Origin of the sequence: Burkholderia gladioli (genome assembly GCF_000959725.1) — a bacterium.
GTDB lineage: Bacteria > Pseudomonadota > Gammaproteobacteria > Burkholderiales > Burkholderiaceae > Burkholderia > Burkholderia gladioli.
On the sequence record NZ_CP009322.1, the window covers coordinates 2479338 to 2500222 of the forward strand.

20 protein-coding genes and 1 pseudogene are annotated in these 20885 nt (G+C 68.7%); 7 read left to right on the top strand and 14 right to left on the bottom strand.

Annotated features, from left to right (window positions below; all coding sequences use genetic code 11):
• Positions 1–26: 26 nt before the first annotated feature.
• Entirely contained in the window at positions 27–1283 is a 1257-nt protein-coding gene (locus BM43_RS11065; protein WP_036055555.1) for an MFS transporter, read from the bottom strand.
• 79 nt (positions 1284–1362) lie between these two features.
• The gene (locus tag BM43_RS11070) at positions 1363–2334 is read right to left on the bottom strand and encodes a LysR family transcriptional regulator (RefSeq protein ID WP_036055554.1); all 972 of its coding nucleotides are present in this window, start codon (positions 2332–2334) and stop codon (positions 1363–1365) included.
• A gap of 306 nt (positions 2335–2640) precedes the next feature.
• Between BM43_RS11070 and madL the strand changes: the two genes are divergently transcribed.
• From madL to BM43_RS11090, 4 genes are all read left to right on the top strand, one after another.
• Positions 2641–3024, top strand: coding sequence for a malonate transporter subunit MadL (gene madL, locus BM43_RS11075; protein WP_013691177.1), 384 nt, complete (start codon positions 2641–2643; stop codon positions 3022–3024).
• 12 nt (positions 3025–3036) lie between these two features.
• Positions 3037–3804, top strand: a complete 768-nt coding sequence (madM, locus tag BM43_RS11080) for a malonate transporter subunit MadM (protein ID WP_013691178.1) — start codon at positions 3037–3039, stop codon at positions 3802–3804.
• 104 nt (positions 3805–3908) lie between these two features.
• Positions 3909–4394 carry a hypothetical protein gene (locus BM43_RS11085; protein ID WP_036055553.1) on the top strand — a complete coding sequence of 162 codons (486 nt, stop codon included), beginning with the start codon at positions 3909–3911 and terminating at the stop codon, positions 4392–4394.
• Positions 4395–4890: 496 nt separating this feature from the next.
• Positions 4891–5946 (top strand): helix-turn-helix domain-containing protein, encoded by a 1056-nt coding sequence (locus BM43_RS11090; RefSeq protein ID WP_013691180.1) that lies wholly within the window; start codon positions 4891–4893, stop codon positions 5944–5946.
• A gap of 108 nt (positions 5947–6054) precedes the next feature.
• Here BM43_RS11090 and BM43_RS11095 read toward each other — a convergent pair whose 3' ends face one another.
• The 3 genes from BM43_RS11095 to BM43_RS11105 all read right to left on the bottom strand — a co-directional run bounded on the left by BM43_RS11095 (position 6055) and on the right by BM43_RS11105 (position 8708).
• Positions 6055–7068 (bottom strand): hypothetical protein, encoded by a 1014-nt coding sequence (locus BM43_RS11095; protein ID WP_036055552.1) that lies wholly within the window; start codon positions 7066–7068, stop codon positions 6055–6057.
• Positions 7069–7177: 109 nt separating this feature from the next.
• Positions 7178–7996, bottom strand: coding sequence for a hypothetical protein (locus BM43_RS11100; protein ID WP_036055551.1), 819 nt, complete (start codon positions 7994–7996; stop codon positions 7178–7180).
• A gap of 124 nt (positions 7997–8120) precedes the next feature.
• A complete protein-coding gene (locus BM43_RS11105) occupies positions 8121–8708 on the bottom strand; it encodes a tetratricopeptide repeat protein (protein ID WP_036055550.1) in 588 nt (195 codons plus the stop codon).
• 545 nt (positions 8709–9253) lie between these two features.
• On the opposite strand from BM43_RS11105, the gene BM43_RS11110 reads away from it, so the two are divergent.
• Positions 9254–10126 (top strand): PASTA domain-containing protein, encoded by an 873-nt coding sequence (locus tag BM43_RS11110; protein WP_036057146.1) that lies wholly within the window; start codon positions 9254–9256, stop codon positions 10124–10126.
• A gap of 174 nt (positions 10127–10300) precedes the next feature.
• Positions 10301–11680: an MFS transporter gene (locus BM43_RS11115; RefSeq protein ID WP_036055549.1), complete on the top strand. Its 1380-nt coding sequence runs from the start codon at positions 10301–10303 to the stop codon at positions 11678–11680.
• 39 nt (positions 11681–11719) lie between these two features.
• Here the strand turns inward: BM43_RS11115 and argE are convergent, their stop codons facing one another.
• The 7 genes and pseudogenes from argE to BM43_RS11150 all read right to left on the bottom strand — a co-directional run bounded on the left by argE (position 11720) and on the right by BM43_RS11150 (position 17303).
• Positions 11720–12889: an acetylornithine deacetylase gene (argE, locus tag BM43_RS11120; protein ID WP_025100666.1), complete on the bottom strand. Its 1170-nt coding sequence runs from the start codon at positions 12887–12889 to the stop codon at positions 11720–11722.
• Entirely contained in the window at positions 12886–13293 is a 408-nt protein-coding gene (locus tag BM43_RS11125; RefSeq protein ID WP_025100665.1) for a RidA family protein, read from the bottom strand. Before BM43_RS11125 ends, argE begins: the two co-directional genes overlap by 4 nt.
• A gap of 60 nt (positions 13294–13353) precedes the next feature.
• Positions 13354–14082, bottom strand: a pseudogene (locus BM43_RS11130) (amino acid ABC transporter ATP-binding protein).
• Positions 14083–14099: 17 nt separating this feature from the next.
• Positions 14100–15065, bottom strand: a complete 966-nt coding sequence (locus BM43_RS11135; protein ID WP_036055548.1) for an agmatinase — start codon at positions 15063–15065, stop codon at positions 14100–14102.
• Positions 15066–15120: 55 nt separating this feature from the next.
• Positions 15121–15783 (bottom strand): amino acid ABC transporter permease, encoded by a 663-nt coding sequence (locus tag BM43_RS11140; protein WP_013691190.1) that lies wholly within the window; start codon positions 15781–15783, stop codon positions 15121–15123.
• The gene (locus BM43_RS11145) at positions 15773–16444 is read right to left on the bottom strand and encodes an amino acid ABC transporter permease (RefSeq protein ID WP_036055546.1); all 672 of its coding nucleotides are present in this window, start codon (positions 16442–16444) and stop codon (positions 15773–15775) included. Before BM43_RS11145 ends, BM43_RS11140 begins: the two co-directional genes overlap by 11 nt.
• 10 nt (positions 16445–16454) lie before the next feature.
• Entirely contained in the window at positions 16455–17303 is an 849-nt protein-coding gene (locus tag BM43_RS11150; RefSeq protein WP_036055545.1) for a transporter substrate-binding domain-containing protein, read from the bottom strand.
• Between the two features lie 124 nt (positions 17304–17427).
• Here BM43_RS11150 and BM43_RS11155 point away from each other — a divergent pair, with 124 nt between their 5' ends.
• Positions 17428–18315, top strand: coding sequence for a LysR family transcriptional regulator (locus BM43_RS11155; protein WP_013691193.1), 888 nt, complete (start codon positions 17428–17430; stop codon positions 18313–18315).
• A gap of 58 nt (positions 18316–18373) precedes the next feature.
• Here the strand turns inward: BM43_RS11155 and BM43_RS11160 are convergent, their stop codons facing one another.
• Both BM43_RS11160 and BM43_RS11165 read right to left on the bottom strand, forming a co-directional pair.
• Positions 18374–19615 carry an NAD(P)/FAD-dependent oxidoreductase gene (locus BM43_RS11160; RefSeq protein WP_036055543.1) on the bottom strand — a complete coding sequence of 414 codons (1242 nt, stop codon included), beginning with the start codon at positions 19613–19615 and terminating at the stop codon, positions 18374–18376.
• Positions 19616–19929: 314 nt separating this feature from the next.
• Entirely contained in the window at positions 19930–20706 is a 777-nt protein-coding gene (locus tag BM43_RS11165; RefSeq protein ID WP_226284738.1) for an HAD family hydrolase, read from the bottom strand.
• Positions 20707–20885 lie beyond the last annotated feature (179 nt).

A 20885-nucleotide genomic window follows, 5' to 3' on the forward strand; every position in this document is an offset into this window, starting at 1 on the left:
CGCGGCGCCGGAGCCGGGCGGCGGCATCACGCCCGTGCTCCGACGCCGACGGCCACCGACGACCACTTTCGGCCGTACGCCATCATCATCAGGAAACTCAGGATGAAGCTCAGGCCGCCGATCATCAGCAGTCCCAACTCACCGACCACCGGCAGCAGGTTGGTCAGGAAGCCCGTCACCACCCAGGCGATCGCCATCACGGAACCCGCGACGCCGAGCGCCCAGCCCTGCCGCTCGACCGACACCGCGTCCGAGTAGGCGGTGTACATGGTGGTGTAGGCCACCATGTCGAAGCAGCCGACCACCATGCCGAGCCCCCAGAGCATGCCCTCGTGCGGCAGCAGGGCCGACAGCACCTGGCCGATGCCGGCGATCAGCAGGCCGAGCTTGGCGATGTCCACCACGCGCCAGACCTTCAGCATCAGGCGCACGATCACCATCAGGCCGAACACGAAGCAGATGCCGATCAGGCCGCTGAACAGACCGAGCTGCGAGCTGGTGTAGCCGAAGCGGGTCTGCAGCACCAGCATGATGGTCTGCAGGTAGAGGCCGTAGCCGACCTGCATCAGGAAGAACACGATCGACAGGAAGGCGACGCGATGATGGCGGCCGGCCTCGTGGATGATGCGCATCGGCAGCAGGATGTCGACGTGGATCTTGCCCTTGGGCGGGCTCGCGTCGCGATAGGTCCAGAAGGTCCACAGGCCGCAGAACACCGACAGCGCGGCAACCAGCAGGAACGGCGTGCCGTAGTTGAAGATCGGCAGAATCGTGCGGTCCGAGGTGATGCCGCCCAGCACCGGGCCGACGATCACGCCGGCACTAAAGGCCATCGACATGATGCTCATGTTCCAGGCCTTGGTTTCCGGCGTGCTGACGTCGGTGATGGCCGCCTGCGCGATGCCCTGGCAGCCCGCCATCAGCCCGCTCAGGCCGCGCCCGACCAGCAGCAGCGCGATGCTCGGCAGCAGCGCGCCGAGCGCCATCAGCAGGTAGCTCAGCGCCAGGCCGAAGATGCAGAGCAGCAGGATCCTGCGGCGCCCGTAGCCGTCCGACAGCTCGCCCATCAGCGAGGAGCCGAAGAACATGAAGAACGGATAGACGCCGTAGCCGAGCCCGAGGTAGAAGTTACGCAGCGAGACGCGGGTGCCGGCGCCGATGATGCCCGAATGCGGATCGGAGAAGATCGCCGCCATGATCGGGTAGACCAGGCCGAAGCCCATGGCGTCGATCGCGATCGCCAGCAGGCAGGGGCCCAGCAGCTTGAGATTGAGTCGGGACATGAGGCGGCCTCGCGGCAAGTGGAGTTGCCGCCTAACTTAACGGGCGCCGCACCCGGGGAGTAGCGCCGCCGCCCCGATATCAGTCATCGGTAAACCCGATCGATACGCCCCGGTCCCGCGCGGCTCGTGCCTCGGGCGGCGGCTTCGCCAGGCGCACCGCGTCGGGCAAGTGCGCCTCGAGCAGTTCGAGCACCGCCTGCGTCCTGGCCGGCACCGGGCGCGTCACCGGCAGCAGCGCGTGCAGCTCGAAACCCGGCACGGTATGGCCGGGCAGCAACTCGACCAGCCTGCCCGTCGCCAGCGCCTCGGCACAGACGATCTCCTGCAGCACGCCGATGCCGCAACCGGCCAGCAGCAACTGATGGACCGGGCCCCAGTGGCTGACCGTGGTCACGATGTTGATCGGCGCGGCAGGCGAGGCCGGGGGCGGCGAAACGGCAGCGAAGCGCAACTGGCCATCGGAGAACAGCCCCGCGACCCGGATGAATGGATGCCGGACCAGGTCGGCGGGCGCCTCCGGGCGGCCAGCCGCATCCAGGTAGCCGGGCGAGGCCACCAGCACGCGGCGCACATGGCCGAGCCGTCGCGCGATGAAATTGCCCTCGCCGATACGACCCAGCCGCAGCGAGAGATCGACGCCTTCGGTCACCGGGTCGGTCGGTTCGTCGTTGAGGACCATCTCGACGTGGAGCTGCGGATGCTGCTCGCGCATCACCGCGACCACGCCCGGCAGCAGCGCATCGCCCACCCCGTGCGGCGCCGCGATGCGGATCCGGCCGCGCACCGCCCGATCGCCGGGCGCGACCGCGACGCGCGCCTCCTCGGCGGCATCGAGCACCAGCTTGCTCTTTTGGTAGAACAGCGAGCCCTCGTCGGTGCATGAGACGGCGCGCGTACTGCGCAGCAGCAGGCGCACGCCGAGGTGCTGCTCGAGCCGCTCGATCCGGTCGCTGACGGCGGGCTGCCCCAGGCCCAGGTCCCGCGCGGCGCGCGACAGGTTTCCGCGTTCGACGACCCGCACGAAGACGCGCATTGCGGCCAGCAGATCCATGTATGCCTCGTTGTTGTCCGGATACCGGGCCCGCGAGCCTCGGCGGAATGGAGCCCTGGATTCTACCGGTCGACGCCGCGGATCCCGCCGGCATCGCCCATGCTTTCTGACAAACCGAAAGCTTTCGAGCGCCAGGCATTGCCGTTCCCACTGAATCCTCCGGACAACTTCATAAATGGGCGATTTCGGCCGGACTAGACTGTCCACACCGGATACCCGGTCAACATCCCCCGAGAACGCCGGCGCATCGACGCCGGCACCGGGCGGCGGCCCCGGCCGCCGATTCCTATCAGACAGGAGACATGCATGATCATCTACGGAACCGCCCTGCTCGCGTTCTGCCATCTCGCCGGCCTGTTCCTCGGCGACCTGCTGGGCGCCGCGATCGGCGTCAAGACCAATGTCGGCGGCGTCGGCATCGCGATGCTGCTGCTCATCGCGCTGCGCATCTGGCTGCACCGGCGCGGCTGGCTGCCCAAGGAGTCCGAGGCCGGCGTGACCTTCTGGGGCGCCATGTACATCCCGGTGGTGGTGGCGATGGCGGCCAACCAGAACGTGGTGGCGGCGCTCAAGGGCGGCCCGGTGGCGCTGCTGGCCGCGCTCGGCGCGGTGGCGATCTGCGCCTGCTGCATCGCGGTGCTCTCGCGCCTGGGCAACGACGACTCGGCACTCGTGCCGGCCAAGCAATAAGCGGAGGCCGGGATGCTTGCCATGCTCGAGAAAGTTCTTTCGCACAACGGCCTGGTGGCCGCCTTCGCGCTGGTCGGGATCGTGATGTGGATCTCGATGATGCTGTCGAAGACGCTCACGCGCGGCCGCGTGCACGGCTCCGCCTTCGCGATCCTCATCGGCCTCGCGCTGGCCTGGGTGGGCGGCACGCTCACCCACGGCGAGAAGGGCATCGCCGACGTGCCGCTGTTCGCCGGCATCGGCGTGATGGGCGGCGCGATGCTGCGCGACTTCGCGATCGTCGCCACCGCCTTCGAGGTGCAGGCCAGCGAGGCGCGCCGCGCCGGCATGATCGGCGTGGTCTCGCTGCTGCTGGGCACGGTGCTGCCCTTCATCGTCGGCGCGCTGGTGGCGCGTGCCTTCGGTTATACCGACGCGGTCAGCATGACCACCATCGGCGCGGGCGCCGTCACCTACATCGTCGGCCCGGTGACGGGCGCGGCGATCGGCGCGAGCTCGGACGTGATCGCGCTGAGCATCGCCACCGGGCTGGTCAAGGCCATCATCGTGATGGTCGGCACGCCGCTCGCGGCCGGCTTCCTCGGCCTGCGCACGCCGCGCTCGGCGATGATCTTCGGCGGCCTGGCCGGCACCGTGAGCGGCGTGACGGCCGGGCTGGCCGCCACCGATCGGCGGCTGGTGCCCTACGGCGCGCTGATCTCGACCTTCCACACCGGCGTCGGCTGCCTGCTCGGGCCCTCGGTGCTGTTCTTCGCTACCCGGGCCATCGTCGGCGGTTGAACGAGGCGGGCGCGGCCAGCGGCACCTCGGTGCCGCGCCGGCCGCGCCCGCGTCCACCTCGTCCCTGCCCGCGAGCCTGCCCTTCCTTGCACCGGCACCGCGTCATGCGCCATCCCATTCCCCTCCAGGGCCCGCTGCCCGAACACGAGCGGCGCGCGCTGCAACTCAGGCATCATCTCGCCCTCGCCAGGCTGCTCGACCGCTGCCACGACCCGGTGCCGCTCGGGGTGCTGGCCAACGTGATCCGGCTCGCACAGGCGCTGCGCGGCATCGCCTCGATGCCCTCGCTCGCCGCCTGCTGCCGGCGCGCCGACCTCGCCCTGCAACGCAGCTTCGCGCGCGGCGCGCCCTACCGGCTCGACCGGGCCGCGCGAGATGCGCTAGAGCCGCTGCTCGCGCTGCACGACGCGCAACTGGCCGCCGTCACGGTCGGCGCCTACCTCGGCGCGTGGCGTGACATGCGTGAGGCGCAATCGGTCATTCCGTATTCTCAATCGCCAAACCGCGACACGCCGATCGACACTCGTGCGCGGCACCTTAATCGGCGATTCGATTTGATATCCACCACCTTAAATGGGCAGCGCAATTAATATCCGAAATCCGGAGTCAAATGGATACCGATCGGTATCATCGTTGTCGCGATACGACGGTCCGGCATTCGACTTGCCAATTCGATTGAAAAACACCTGAAAAACAATGCGATTGCCTGACCGGCACTCGTTCGCATTTGCCACACAATTTCCGGCCCGAATTCGACGACACATTCGTCTGAGCCCGGAATCCCCCGCCCAGGCGCAGGCTGGGCGGGCATTTCCCGCCACCTTCCCGGCCCCTTGGCCCGGTCGATATAAGAAAAATCTCACCTGCCCGATAAGCCGACTGTGTACCATTCAAAAAGATACACACCAGATACACAACCATAAGCCGGCGCAATTCCAGGTGAATCGCGCGATCCCGGCCGACCGCATTGGCGTCCCTATTTTTCCGGCGAGGTAGTACCGCGTGGACCGGACGGATTTCCCTTTGGGGGGGTGAAATCCGGCGCCAGCATTTCGATAATAAGCAACGGGTGATAACAAGATCACGATGAGCACGACTTCCGAAGGTTTGAGCTATCGGTTCTCGACAGCCTATGCGCCGGCGCGCGAGCGTTTCGACGCCTGGCGCGCCGACACCGGTGCGCTATTCGACATCGGCATGCTCGAGGACGAGCATGTCCCCTACGATTCGCAGTTCGATTTCACGCTGCTCGACCAGATCATGTTCGGCGGCCGCCAGTGGCTGCATCCCGAGCACCGCGTCGAGCACGCGATGAGCCGTTCCGCGCAGCGGATCCGCTCGGACGGACTCGACGGCTACTACCTGCAACTGCAGATCAGCGAGACGCTGTCCGGCTCAGCCGGCCGCGACCCGGTGCTGATCGGCCCCGGCGACATGTGCGTGCTCGACCTGGCGACGCCCTTCGACCTCAAGGTCAGCACCGGCGATACGATCTGCATGGTGATCCCGCGCGACTTGCTGCCGGCGGGCGCGGCGGCGCTGCACGGTCGCTCGCTGTCGCACGGCATGGGTTCGATGCTGGCCGACTACCTGCGCTCGCTGCGCCGGAACATGTCGGTGGTCTCGGCCGGCGAGATGCCCTATGCGGTGCAGGCCACCAAGAACATGCTGCTGGCCTGCCTGGCGCCGACGCTCGACACGCTCAAGCAGGCCGAGACCGAGCTCGACGCGATGTTCGTGAACCGCGTGCGCGACTACATCGAGCAGCACCTGCTCTCGCCCGACCTGAGCCCGGACCGCATCTGCAAGGCGATGGGCATCTCGCGCTCGAAGCTCTACCGGCTGTTCGAGCCCACCGGCGGCGTGGCGCGGCTGATCCAGCACAAGCGCCTGCATCGCGCGCGCAACCTGCTGATCGACCCGACCGCGAAACGCATGCGGATCTCCGAGGTGGCGTGGCGGCACGGCTTCGTCAACGAGAAGCACTTCAGCCGCCTGTTCAAGGAGAAGTTCGGCTGCACGCCGAGCGAGGTGGCCGCGCGCGAATTCCGCCGCGAATCCGAGTACGCGCATGCCTCGCCGGAACAGTCGGCTGCGTCGACCAACTTCAGCGACTGGATGCGCTCCTTCGTGTCGCTGTAGGCGGGGCGGGCCGACGCGGCGCGGCCATGAAGCCAGGACGCCACGAAAAAAAGCGCGGCCGTCGAAGGACGGCCGCGCTTTTTGCGTTGCGTGCGACGGCTCGCGCGCTCAGTTCTGGATCAGCGGATTGAGCGTGGTGCAGAGGAAGCCCGTGCAGTTCGCCGGCTTGAAGTAGAACGAACTGACCGCCGTGCCGAAGGCGAGATCGCCGAAATAGGCATTGCCCTGCGCGCCCAGCGTGTTCGACTGCGTGACGAAGCCGCTGTTGGTGGTCTGCACGGCCGCGCTCTGGTACGTGAAGGTCGGCGATTGCGTCTGGTCCTTCACGTAGACCGTGGCCGAGGCGCTGCCGAACACCTGCGTGCCCTTGGCGCGGAAACCGCGCGCGCCCTCGCTGTTGGCCTGCGTGACGAAGTCCGCGGCCGACGCGCTCGGCGCCACCGCCTCGTAGGTGTAGGTCGCGTTCGAGGCATTGTTCTTCATGTACAGCGTCACCTCGGTCGAATCGAGGAACAGCGGCGAGACCTGCCAGTAACCCGATTGCCCCTGCCCGTTGGCCTGCGTCACGAAGTCGGCCGGGCTGCCGACTGCCGGCGCGAGCTGGTAGCTGTAGGTCGCCGACGTGCCGTCGCTGCGATAGAGGTTGCCGAATCCCAGCTCGCCCTCGTAGCGGAAGCCGCGCGCGCCTTCCGCGTTCGCCTGCGAGAGGAAGGCCGTCTGGCCCGATTGCGCGGTCTGCAGCTCGTAGGTATAGATCGCGCCCGCACCATCGTTGACGAAGACCGAGCGAATCGTGCCGTCGCCCGAGAACGACAAATCGCCGAGATAGTGGAAGCCCTTCGCACCCTCGCCATTGACCAGCGTGAGGAAGCTCGCGCCGTCGGCGGCCGTCGCGATCGCCTCGAAGCGCGGCGTGAGCGTGCTGCCGGTTCCGCTGGTGCCGCTGGTTCCGCCGCTGGTGCCACTCGTGCCGCCACCGGTGCCGCTGGTCGAACCGCCGCCGCCCGACGAGGAGCCGGCGGAGCTGGAGGAACCCGCCGAAGCGGACGAGACATCGTCGTCCCCGCCGCAGGCGGTCAGGGCGAGACAGGCGAGCGCGATCAGCGCGGCAGCTTTTTTCATGGCGACCTCGGGAAGCGAATCAAAGGGAATACGACGCGAAGGGCGCGGCCCGCCTGACAAGGCGCGGGCCGCGCGGCGGCCGGCCGGCCGCCGCGTCGAAGCAGCTTGCTTAGTTGACCTTCAACGTACCGCCGCGGCCCAGGCCGCCGCTGACGTCCTGCGCCTTGTAGCTGCGCAGTGCCACCACCATCTTGTTCCAGGCGTCGATGAAGGCGACCACGGTGGCCTTGCCTTCCGGCGTCGACGAGAAACCGCCGAGCGCGCCGCCCACGCCACCGCCGAAGCCGCCCAGCGCGGTGCCCCAGTTGGTGGCCGTCGAGCTGCCCTCGGCCGCCGCGATCTGCACCGCCGAGCGCACGTCGAACAGCGTGAGCGTGACCACCGAGGCCTTGCTCTTGAGGCTGCCGGCCAGCGCCGAGATCGCGCCGTTGCCGATCAGCCCGCCGATCGCGCCGCCGATGCCGCCGATCGCCGAATCGTTGACCACGATGGTCGGCTCCATGTAGTAGTCGGCCGCCACGCGTTGGCCCTTCTGCTGCTTCGAGCCGGCGCGGTATTCGCCGGAGCTGCGCTGCAGCGCGGTGATGCGCTGCAGGCGCGCGTCGGTCTTCTGGTTGCCGACCGAGGTGATCACGAAGCAGTTCGATTGCTGGACCGCCAGGCGCAGCAGCGGATCGATGCTGGTGACCTTGGTGGCGCTGCCGAACGGGCCGAACCAGTCCGCGTTGCGGCCGTCGTCGACGGCGATCGTGCCGAGCGGCTGCGCGCAGTGCTCGAGCTTGGTGTCGGCGCCCGCGCTGGCCGCGCCGCCGGCGGCGCCGCTCACGCCGATGTCCTGGCCGCCCGGCGTCACCATGCCGCCGCAGGCGGCGAGCGAGGAGACGATGGCGGCGGCCGCCGCGATCCTGGTGATGGGATAGGTTTTCATATCGTTGTCGAATCAAGTGAGACGATGTACGGCTTACACGTCGGTGCGAACCTAGATAAGCCCCCCGGCATGGTTCGCGAAAGGATTGGTCTCCCCGTCGCGGCCCCCCATGCTTCGGAATTCGTCAGTACCAGTACCAGGTGGTCTGTTGCCAGGTGCCGTAGTACGGATAGCCCGAATTCCAATAGCCGTAATAGACGTCACGCCAGCGCGTGCGCCACTTGAAATCTTCCTCGTCGGCCTTCTTCGCTTCGCGGGCCTGCTGCAGCAGCTTTTCCGATTCCTTGTCGCCGCGGCCCGCCGCGATCGACAGCCATTTTTCCGCTTCGCGCGGGTCCGGGCCCATCTCCTCGAGGCCGAACAGGTAGTAGACGCCGAGCGCCTTCTGCGCGCGCAGGTCGCCGCGCTCGGCGGCGCTGCGCATCCAGTTGAGCGCCTGGTAGCTGTCCTGGCGCACGCCGTCGCCGCGGAAATAACGCAGACCGAGATCGTAGGCGGCCTTCGGCTGCGCCTTGGCGCTCTCCTTGAGCGCCGCGATGCGAGGGTCCTCGCGATCGTTCACGCCGTCCTTGAATTCCGTGGTGACCTGGTTCTTCGGTCGATCGGAACAGCCCTGGCCGTCGCAGATACGGACCATGTCGCTGGGCTGGAGCTGCGCGCAGGCAGCCAGCAACAGCAAGGACAGCGACGGCACCAACAGACGGCACTTCATGATTCCCCCGGCTCGAATCGAATCGCATCGACTGCCGGTTTCCGACGCCCGCCCCCAAGGGCGGTGAAGCGCTCACGCGCCTCGCGGCGCGTGAGCCAAACGTTTCAACTTCGGCAGGCATGCGGCCCGCGGTTTCTCTCTATGCCGGAACGTCTCGCCCGCCAGCCTGGTTCTCATGATGATTCGGCTCGCGAGCGCCGGCCTTCCGTGCCGGATTGGGTGAGCCATCGACAGACGATCCCCCAAGGGATTCCACGCGATTCGCCGCCATCGGGGGCGACGATAAATTTATGAGATTCCAGCGCGAGCCGTGTCTTTCCGGCTGTTCGTGAAGACGAATCCTAAGTTCTCCCGCCGGAAAAACGAGTGCCTCGCCGTCCACAATTGGTTACTGTCCGTCTCATCGGAAATTCGCCAGGAACTTTGTCGGTGTGAACCCTGCCCCGTTTCGGGGCATCATGGCCTCGCCCGTGGCCGGCCGCGGGCGCCAAAATCGTCCTTTCCCGGAGACCCGCAACATGCTGCATGCCCCTCAGGCAACCTTCATGGCGCCGACATTCGCGCGCGCATCCCGTCGTGGCCTGGCGGCCATCATGCTTGCGTGCGCATCCATCTTGTCGGCGATGACGCCAGCGGCAATGGCTCAAACGCCGAGCACCGCTTCCGAGGTGACCGGCGCCTCGCTGGTGCCGCTCGCGGCGCTGCCGCCCTCGCCCGAGCACGGCGCGCCGGCCGAGTTCTGCGCGCATTACCGCGAGCCTGCCGATGCGCTGTCGGCCGCCGGCCGCGAGGTCGAGAAGCTCGGCTGGTTCGTGATGTCCGAGGCACCGCTCGGCCGTTATCGCACGGTGTCGTTCGCGAGCGGCTTCGAGCCCGGCACCAGCGCGATCTGCACGCCGCGCAACGCCAACATCGGCATCTTCGACGGCACGCGCCTGATCGCCCTCGCCTATACCGCGCGCAAGGCCGACTGGCAGCTCGGCAGGCTCGAGCCGCTCGAGACGGGCGGGCTACTGGTCGGCGAGGGGCAAGGCGTCGGCGGCCCGGTCGCCGAATTGCATCAACAGGACGAGGGGCTGCGCCTGACCGCGGTGGCCGCCTCGCGATCGTTCTGCCAAGGCCGCGCGAGCGTGCCCAACGTGTTCGGCAAGTCGATCGCCGAGGCGCGCAAGATCCTCATCGCACAGGGCTGGAAGCCGGTGCGCGCGAAGCGCGGCGACCCGCTCTACGACGTGGCGGCCGATCTCGCCAGGCAAGGCGTGATCGAGGTGAACGACTGTTCGGGCACCGGCGTGGGTTATTGCAGCTACACCTATCGCAACGCCGTCGGCGTGCTGTCGGTGGTGACTGTCGGCGGCGATCCCGATCCGCGCAATGACAACGTGGTCGGCGCCACCGCCCGCTGCCCGGCGAAATGACGGGCGCCGAACGCATTCGATAGCACCGCCGGGGGACCGCAAAGACCGCGGCGCGGGGCTGTCGCGTCTCCGTAAGCTTGCTCTGGCAAACTGCAAGCCTCGGCGCAAGCGCCGGGGCCCGGCGCACGGATCCGCCGCGCTCTCGTTTTCCTTATCGACTCCCGCTCCCCCGACATGACGCGTTCCGTTTCCCAATCGGCCCTGCTGTGGATCGTGGCCGGTGGTTTCTTCATGCAGGCGCTCGACACCACCATCGTCAATACCGCCCTGCCCTCGATCGCGCATGCCTTTGGCGAGGACACGCTGTCGATGCGCTCGATCGTGGTGGCCTACACGCTCACCATGGCGATGCTCACGCCCGCCTCGGGCTGGCTGGCCGACCGCTACGGCACGCGCTCGGTCTATTTCGCGGCGATCCTGGTGTTCGCGATCGGCTCGCTGGCCTGCGCCGGCTCGCATACCTCGACGCAACTGGTGGTGGCGCGCGTGGTGCAGGGCGTGGGCGGCTCGATGCTGCTGCCGATCGGCCGGCTCGCGGTGCTGCGCAGCGTGCCCGGTGAAGCCTACGTGGGCGCGCTGGCCTTCATCTCGATCGCCGGCCAGGTCGGGCCGATCGTCGGCCCCACGCTCGGCGGCTGGTTCGCGCAGGCGCTGTCGTGGCGCTGGATCTTCTTCGTCAACGTGCCGATCGCGACGGTCGGCCTGCTCGCGGTGCAGCGCCACCTGCCCGCCGACCGGCTCGACCAGCGGCAGCCCTTCGACCTGATCGGCTGCACCCTGCTGTCGCTGGCGATGCTCGGCAGCTCGCTGGCGCTCGACATGCCGGGCGCCGCCTCGCACGTGGGCTGGATCGTGCTGGCCGCGCTCGGTTCGGCGCTCGCGGTGCTGGCCTATGTCGCGCACGCGCGCCGCCGCGAACAGCCGCTGTTCCGGCTCGGCCTGTTCGAGCGCCGCTTCAGCGTCGGCCTGATCGGCAACCTGGTGTGCCGGATCGGCAGCAGCGCGGTGCCCTTCCTGCTGCCGCTGCAGATGCAGCTCGGCTTCGGCTACTCGCCGCTGCACGCGGGGCTGGTGATGCTGCCGGCCGCCGTCGCCGGCGTGATCACCAAGCGCATGATCGCGCCGCTGGTCAGGCGCTACGGCTACGTGCCCTTCCTGAAGGTCAACACGCTGGTGGTGGGCATCTCGATCCTCGGCTTCGCCACGCTCTCGCCGCACACGCCGCTGCTGCTCGACCTCGCGCTGATGGCCTCGTTCGGCGGCGCCACCTCGATGCAGTTCGCGGCGATGAACAGCGTCACCCTCAAGGATCTGTCCCACCGCGACGCGAGCAGCGGCAACAGCCTGTTCTCGATGGTGCAGATGCTCGCCACCGGCCTGGGCGTGTCGATCGGCGGCGGCTTCGCCAGCCTGCTGAGCGCGCACGGCAGCTCGACCTTGTTCGGCATCCAGATGAGTTTCCTGCTGGTCGGCGCGATCACGGTGCTGTCGACCTTCGTGTTCGGCAAGCTGGAGAGCCAGCCCGCCGTCGCCGGCACGCGCGGCAGCCACTGAGCGGAGAGTCGCGTCGGGCGGGCCACCGCGCGGCTCGCCTCAGCCGGGCGCGCGGCAGTGCTCGGTGAAGCGCGCCAGGAAGCTCATGCAGGCCGCCAGCTCGTCGCGGCGCACGTATTCGTCGGCGCGATGCGCGCGCGTGATCGAGCCCGGGCCGCAAACCACCGCCGGAATCCCGATCGACTGGAACAGCCCGCCCTCGGTGCCGAACGACAGCGTGGTCTCGCGCTCGTCGCCGAGCCAGCCGGCGCACAGCGATTTCAGCTCGAGCGAGCCGGCATCGTCGCGCAGGCCGGGATAGGCGGACAAGGGCTCCAGCTCGATGGCCGCCTCGGGCGCCACGCGCCGCATCTCCGGCAGCAGCGTATCGCGCGCGAGGGCCGTGAGCGCCTCGATCACGCGCTCGCCGTCGCGCCCCGGCAATTCACGAATCTCGAAGTCGAACGCGCAACGGTCGGGCACCACGTTGACGGCCACGCCGCCCTCTATGGTGCCGGTCTGCACGGTGCTCCAGGGTGGATCGAAGCGCGCGTCGCGCGCGCCTTCCGTCTCCAGCGCGCGGGCGCTGCCGCGCAGCGCCGTGACCAGCTCGGCCGCGTACTCGATCGCATTGACGCCGAGCTGCGGCTGCGCCGAATGCGCCGCCAACCCGCGCACGCAGCAGCGATACGCGCGCTTGCCCTTGTGCGCCGAGCCGAGCCGCATGCCGGTGGGCTCGCCGATGATGCAGCCCAGCGGCCGCGCCGCATCGCGCGCCAGCTCGTCGAGCAGGTCGCGCACGCCCACGCAGCCGATCTCCTCGTCGTAGCTGATCGCGAGATGGATCGGCACCGCCAGCGGCTCGGCGACGAAGGCCGGCACGGCAGCCAGCACGCAGGCCAGGAAGCCCTTCATGTCCGAGCTGCCGCGCCCATACAGGCGGCCGTCGCGCTCCACCAGCTCGAACGGATCGCTGCTCCAGGGCTGGCCCGCCACCGGCACCACGTCGGCATGGCCGGACAGGCACAGGCCGCCGCGATCGCGCGGGCCGATGGTGGCGTAGAGATTGGCGCGCGTGCCGTCGGCATGCGGCACCAGCCGCGATTCAACGCCGTATCCGCGCAGGTAGTCGGCCACGAAGCCGATCAGGTCGAGGTTGGGCTGGCGGCTGATCGAGCGGAACGCCACCAGCCGCGCCAGCAGCTCGACCGGATCGCGCGGCGCGCTCATGGCTTGACGGCGATCACGTCGATCTCGACCAGCCATTCCGGGCGGGCCAGGGCCGTCACGGTCAGTCCCGTCGAGACCGCGTGCACGCCCTTCAGCCAGCGCCCGATCACGCGATAGACGGCCTCGCGATAGCGCACGTCGGTCAGGTAGACGGTGATCTTGCAGATGTCCTCGAGCTTGCTGCCGGCTTCCTCCAGCAGCATCTGGACGTTCGCCATCGCGCGCTCGGCCTGGGCCGCGGCGTCGCCGATGCCGACCGATTGCGAAGTGTCGAGATCCTGGCCGATCTGGCCGCGCAGGAAAACCATCTTGCCGGCCACCACGCCTTGCGCGAGGTCGTTGTCGAGCGACTGCTCGGGATAGGTGTGCTTGGTGTTGAACGGGCGGATGCGGATATGTTCCATGGGGGAATCAGGCGGTGGCTGGGTTGGGAAAAGCGGCGAGGCCGCCGCAATGCGTGAGGCTCAGTGCGTGAGGATGCGGGACAGGAACAGGCGCGCGCGCTCCGAGCGCGGCGCCTCGAAGAAAGCGTCGGCGGCGGCATCCTCGACGATCGCGCCGCGCTCCATGAAGATCACGCGATCGGCCACGCGCCGCGCGAAGCCCATCTCGTGCGTGACCACCATCATCGTCATGCCCTCGCGGGCCAGGTCGGTCATCACTTCGAGCACTTCGTTGACCATCTCGGGGTCGAGCGCCGAGGTCGGCTCGTCGAACAGCATCGCGGCCGGGTCCATCGCCAGCGCGCGCACGATCGCCACGCGCTGCTGCTGGCCGCCCGACAGCGCCGCCGGATACTTGCCGGCCTGCGCGCGCAAGCCGACGCGATCGAGCAGCGCGAGCGCGCGCGCCTCGGCTTCGTCGCGGCGCCGGCCCAGCACCTTGCGCCGGGCGAGCACGATGTTGTCGAGCACGCTCATGTGCGGGAACAGCTCGAAGTGCTGGAACACCATGCCGATGCGCGCGCGCAGCGCCGACAGGCGCGTGCCGGCCGCGCCCACGCTGATGCCGTCGACCACCACCTACCCGGACTGGAACGGCTCCAGCCCGTTCACGCACTTGATCAGCGTGCTCTTGCCCGAGCCCGACGGCCCGCAGACCACCACCACCTCGCCCTTGGCGACGCTGGCGGTGCAGGCATCGAGCACCTGGAACGCGCCATAGTGCTTGCCGAGCTGCCGGATCTCGATCATCGAAGTCTCCCTCGCGCTTAGCGCTTGCCGTCGAAATAACCGGCGCGGATCGCGCTGCCGATCAGGTTCAGGATCAGGCGGCCGGCGGTGATGCAGGAGATCTGGTTGACGTCCTTCTCGGGCTGGATCTCGACGATGTCCATGCCGACCACGCGGCCCTTCTTCACCAGGCCGTGGATCAGCTTGCGCGCCTGCAGGAAGGTCACGCCGCCCGGCGCCGGGCCGGCCACGGCCGGCATCACCGAAGGGTCGAGCCCGTCGGCGTCGATCGTCAGGTAGTAGTTGCCGTTGTCGGGAATGCGCGCCAGCACGGCATCCATGCCGACGTCGTGCAGCTCGTAGGCGCTCACCAGCTCCGAGCCGTAGGCCTGTGCCGCGCGCAGTTCCTCGGGGCGCGCGCTGCCCTGCGCGCGCAGGCCGATCTGCACGATCTTCGCCACGTGCTTCATCTCCGAGGCGCGGCGGATCGGGCTCGACAGGCCCTCGCGCACGCCGTTTACCTCGTCACGCCAGTCCAGGTGCGCATCGACATGCACCAGGGTGATCGGCCCCAGCGTATCGAAGGCGCGCAGCACCGGCGTGGTGATGCCGTGGTCGCCGCCCATCACGATCGGCAGCGCGCCGGCCGCGAGGATCTTGCGCACCGCGGCCTCGACGCGCTGGTAGTGGCTGCCCGGCGCGGCCAGGTCGGCGATCACGTCGCCGCAGTCGACGAAGCGGATGTCGTCGCGCTCCTGCAGCAGCGGGCCGTCGATATCGAAGTCGTAATGGCCGGGCGAGCGCACCACGCGGTCGGTGGCCTGGCGGATCGCGGCCGGCGCGTTGGTCTGGTCGTTGGTGAAGTCGGAGGCCGAATAGGCCGCGCCATAAGGCATGCCGAGCACGGCGATGTCGGCCTCCAGATGGTCCAGGTCGAGTGCCAGTTCCGAGTACAGCAGGGTCTTGTGGCCGGTGCGCGGCGCGACCGTCAGGGCTTGCGTCATTTTCAGTATTCCTCTTTATGTGGATGATGCGATGAGCGCTTCGTCGGGAATGGAATCAGGCGTGGCGGTAGCGCGTCGCGGCGCGCTCGGCCCACTGCCCGGCGATGTCGAGCAGCACGCTGCACGACCAGTAGATCAGCGCCGTGGTGCCGAGCACCTCGACGTAGGCGAAGGTATCGGCCGTCAGCAGGTTGCTCTGGTAGGTCATCTCGGCCAGGCTCATCACCGAGAAGATCGAACTGTCCTTGAACATCATGATGGTCAGGCTGGTGGTGGCCGGCGCGAGGAAGCCGAAGATCTGCGGCAGCACCACGTGGCGCTGCACCTGGAAGGCGTTCAGCCCCAGCGAGCGCGCGGCCTGCACCTGCCCGTGCGACAGGCTCGCCAGCGCGGCGCGCAGGATCTCGCAGAAGTAGCCGCCGGTATAGAAGGCGGTGGCGGCCACGCCGATCGCGAAGGCGGGTACCCGCAAGCCGAGCTTCGGCAGGCCGAAGAAGCTCAGGTACACCAGGATCAGGAAGGGCACGTTGCGCACGATCTCGACATAGGCGAGCGAGAGCGCGCGCAGCAGGCGCGAGGGCATCGCGCGGCAATAGGCGGCCAGCGTGCCGGCCACGATGCCCAGCGGAATGCCGAGCACGCAGACCTGGGCCGTCACCTTCAGCCCTTCGAGCAGCGGCCCGATCGAGGCGGTGACGATGGAAACGTCAATGGACATGGGACAGCCTGCGTTCGAGCCCGCGCGAGGCGGAAGAGACCAGGAACAGGATCGCGAAGTAGACCGCCGCCGCCACGCTGAACACCTGCAGCGGCTGGTTGGTCTGCAAGGTGGCATCGCGCGCCACCGTCGCGAGGTCGTGCACGGCGATGATCGACAGCAGCGAGGAGGCCTTCAGCAGCATGGTGAACTCGCTGGTCAGCGGCGGGATCGAGCGCAGGAACAACTGCGGGAACACGATGTGGCGCCACACCTGCACCGGGGACATGCCGAGCGCGCGAGCCGCCGGGATCTGACCGCGGCCCAGCGAATGCAGCGCGCCGCGCAGGATCTCCGAGATGTAGGCGGCGGTGTTGAGCGCCAGCGCGAGGATCCCGGCCTGCAGGGGCGAGAGCGTGATGTCCAGCAGCGCGGGCAGCACGTAGTAGGCGACCAGCATCTGGATCAGCGCCGGCACGCCGCGGATCAGGCTCACGTAGGCGAGCACGCAGGCCGCCGCCACGCGTCCGCCGTGCTGGCGCGCGAGCAGCAGCAGCGCGCCGAGCACGATGCCGATCGCGAACGCGGCCACGCTCGCGATCACCGTGGTGGCCGCGCCGGCCGCCACGTCGTGCAGGAACGGCCCGAGCATGGCGCCGTCGAGGAAGGATGCCGATGCCATCGCGCGCGCCTCAGACCGCGCCTTCGGGCAGGTAGCCGCTGGTCGGCAGGTTCATGGTGTAGCCGAACCACTTCTTCTGCAGCTGGGCCAGTTGCCCGTTCTTCTCCAGCTCGCCCAGCGAGGCGTTGATGAAGTCGCGGATCTCCTTGTCCTGCGGATTGGCGACCCAGGCCAGCATCTTCGGCTCGCCGATCTTGCCGACCACGCGGAACTGCCCCGGCTCCTTCTTCATCAGCACCGCGACGATGTTCGACGGCATGATGCCGATGTCGAGCGTCTTGTTTTGCAGCGCCACCATCACGTCCGGATAGGCCTGGAACAGCTTGATGTCGGCATAGCCGGCGCCCTTCGCCTTCAACTGCGTATCGAAGGCCTGCGCGATCGGCTGCGAGGACGAGCCCATCTGGGTGCCGACGATCTTGCCGCCCGCGTCCTCGGGCTTGCCGACCGCCGTGTCGCCGGCGCGCGCCACCAGCACCGTGTCGACCACGCCCACCGGCTGCGAGAAGGCGAAGCGGCGCGCGCGCTCCGGATTGATGCCCACGCTGGTGGCGACGAAATCGAACTTGTGCGTCATCAGGCCCGGCAGCAGGCCCTGGAACGGCAGGTTCATCTGGTTCAGCTTCACGCCGAGCTTGCCCGCCATGTATTCGAGGATGTCGTGGCCGTAGCCGGTCACCTTGCCGTTCTCGACGAATTCGAAAGGTTCGTAGGCCGCCTCGGTGCCCACCGTCAGCACGCCGCGCTTGCGGATGTCGGCCAGCGTGCCGCCCTCCGCGAAGGCGATCGACGGCGCGGCCAGCGCGAGCGTGGCGCTGCCCGTCAGGGCAAGGAATTGACGTCGGTTCAGCGGTCTCATGGCGGTGCTTCCTGGTAGCGGTGGGGGGTGGTTGAAGGCCAATGTAGACACGCCAAATAGTTTTGGAAATTCATTTTTTTATTGATATGGTTTCGGAAAGCGAAACTTTCGCGGGGCGCGATCGATGAAGAAAATGGACCTCGACGAGCGCGACCTGCGCTCGTTGCGCGTGTTCTGCGCGGCCGCGCAGGCTAGCGGTTTCGCCGCGGCCGAGCGCGTGCTGGCGATGTCCAAGGCCTCAATCAGCCGGCACATCAACGAGGTGGAGGCGCGCCTGGGCATCAAGCTCTGCGAGCGAGGGCCGGGCGGCTTTCAATTGACCGAGGGCGGCGAGGTGGCGCTGCGCGTGGCCTCGGAAGCACTGGAGGCGCTGGAGCGCATCAAGCCCGAGGTGGACGCGGTGCGCGGCGTGCTGTCGGGGCCGCTGCAGTTGGGGATGTCGGAGCATGTGCTGAGCCACGAGGGCTGCCGCGTGCCGCAGGCGCTGGCCGAGTTGCACCGGATCGCGCCGCTGGTGCGCCCCTCGCTGTCGGTGATGACCTATCGCGATCTCAGCGCCGCGCTGGTCGAGCGCCGCGTGCAGGTCGCGATCCGCGGCGCCTACAAGCGCGCGGCCGGGTTTCGCCACTATCCGCTGTTCGAGGAAACCCATCGCGTGTTCTACCGGCCCGACGTGGCGGGCGAGTTGCGCGCGGCCGGCGATACGCGGCGGCTACCGCTGGTCTATCGCTCGCATCCGTTCGTGGAGGACGCGCTGTCGAGCCAGGGCTTCGCGCAGGGCCCGGAGGTGGTCGGCCTGGAGGCCGTGGCGATGATGGTGGCCACCGGCCATTGCGTCGGGCTGCTGCCCGAGCATCTGGTGGCGCGGCTCGCGCCGCGCTACCGCTTCGAGGTGCTGCCCGATTCGCCGGCCTATTCGGTGTCGTTCTGCGCGATCGTCGAGGAGGCGCGGCCGGTCACGCGCAGCGTCGAGGCGTTCCTGAACCTGCTGCTGGAAACGCATCGGCCTTGAAAGGATTCTTGAAGGGCGGCACGGCCTTGCACCGTGCCGCCGCGCGGCGGCGTGCTGCTCAGGCGCTCGCCACCGGCATGCGCGCCTGCAGCGGCACCGAGAGATCCTCGAGCTGCTCGCGCGTGAGCGTGACGTCGGCGGCCAGCAGCGCACGGCCCTGCACGTAGTCCTTGGTGGCGTTCACGGCGTCGAGCGCGATCAGGCGGCCGCCGCGCAGATAGAGCACCAGGAACGAGCGCGCGGCCAGGTCGCCACGCACCGCCACCTCGTCGTAGCCGTCGGGAATCCCGGCCATCTGGATGCGCAGGTCGTACTGGGTCGACCAGAACCAGGGCACGCCCGGTTTCGGCGAGGGTTTGCCGGTGATCGAGGCGGCCACGATCTGCGCGTGTTCGAGCGCGCTCGGCACGCTCTCGATGCGTAGCGCGGCGCCGGCCACCAGCGGATGCGCGCGACGCGCGCAATCGCCGATCGCGTAGACGTCGGGCAGCGTGGTGCGGCACTGCTCGTCGACATCGACGCCGTTGCCGCCCTGCGCACCCGCATCGAGCAGCCGTTGCGCGGTAGGCACGATGCCGATGCCGGCGATCACCAGGTCGGCTGCGATCGAACGGCCGTCGGCCAGCTCGACCGCGCTGACGCGCCCGTCCCGCCCCTTCAGCGCGGCGACCTGCGCGCCCGTGACGATCTCCACGCCGCGCGCGCGATGCTCGCCCTCGATGAAGGCCGACAGCGGCTCGCCGGCCACCCGCGCGAGCAGGCGGTCCTGGGCTTCCACCACGGTCACGCGCACGCCGCCGAGCTTGGTCAGCGAGGCGGCCGCCTCCAGGCCGACGTAACCGCCGCCGACGATCACCACATGCTCGCGCCCGGCCAGGTCGGCCTTCAGTGCATCGATATCGTGCTTGGCGCGGATCACGTGCACGCCCGCCAGCGTCGCGCCCTCGCAGGCGAGCCGGCGCGGCGTGCCGCCAGCGGCCCACACCAGCTTGCCGTATTGCAGCGTGGCGCCATCGGCCAGGCGCACGCGATGCGCCTCGGGCTCGATCGCCTCGACGCGATGCGCGAGCCGCACCTCGATGCCGCGCTCGAGCCAGGCCTCGGCGGTGCGAAAGCGAATCTGCTCGCCACCGCGATCGCCGGTGAAATAGTCCTTGGTCAGCGGCGGACGCTCGTAAGGCAGCTCGGTTTCGTCGGACAACAGCATCACGCTGCCTTCGAAACCGGCCTTGCGCAGCTCCATCGCGCAATTGGCGCCGGCATGTCCGGCACCGACGATCAATACATCCACTACGTCCATCTGGCGTTCCTCTATTTTGTTACCCGGTCGATGCCGCGCGGGCGGCGCCGGAATGGGCCGGCGGCGTTTGAAACGCGCCGTCGCGTGCAGGGCGGCCCGCGCGATCGCGAGCCCTGGAGAATCGGCGTCCGTGAGTATCGCCGTTCATTGCGCGCGCGGCAACGCCCGGGCCGATGATTTCGCGCCGTGCCCTGGTCGGCCGATCGACTCCGCGGGCTCGACGTCCGGCCATCCCGGCGCATGCGGTCTTCTCGGCTATCGCAGGCAGGTCCGCCATCAGCGGCGAGGCCTGTCGGGCGCCGCGAGCCAGCCGATCACGCCTGGCGATCGATCGCCAGGCCCAGCGCATCCGCCAGTTCCTTCGCACTCCGCACCACCCGCGCCTCGCGCGGATAGGCGCGCGCATCGCTCGCGGCATCGAGCCAGGCCAGCACGCGCATGCCGGCAGCCACGCCCGCCTGCGCGCCGAGCGGGCTGTCCTCGACCACCACCGCCTCGGCGGCGCTCACGCCGAGCCGCGCGGCGGCAAGCCGATAGCCGTCGGGCGCGGGCTTGCCGGCCGCCACGTCGTGCGCGCTGATCGATACCGTCAGCCAGGCATCCAGGCCGAGCGCGCCGATGCCGGCGTCGAGCGTGCCGCGCCCCGCGTTCGACACCACGGCCTGGCGCAAACCCGCGCGCTGGGCGGCACGGCACAGCGCGAGCGCGCCCTCGCGTGCGCGCAACGTTCCGAGGCCAGCGGCAAAGGCATCGGAGCGCAGTTGCGACCACAGCGCGAAATCGAATGCCTGCCCGTAACGCTCGACGCAGAAGCGGTAGGCATCGCGCCCGGTCATGCCGACGGTCAGCGCATGCAGCGCCTCGTCGGCCTGCACGCCGAAGTGATGCAAGGCAGCCGACAGCGAGGCGAAATGCAGCGGCTCGCTATCGGCGAGCGTGCCGTCCATGTCCCAGAGGATCGCCCGGCAAGCGGGCTCGGAAGACGATCGGTCGAGCTTGCCGCTCGCGTCGGCGGCATGGAACGAATTGCCGGTGTCGGTGGAGTCGGAGGCGGGCATGAGAGCAGCGGAATTGAATACGGAATCGGCCATGAAGGCCTCGATTGTAAATCGGAGCAGGCCTCACTCCGCACCGGCGCGATACGAATCCCGCATCGATCGCGATCATCATCGATGCTTGGCGACGCAATCATTTTGTCGCTCGCATAAGCCACGCGCAGCGCCTATTGTGCTGAGACCGATGCGCATGTCCGGCCATCCGGCGACGCATG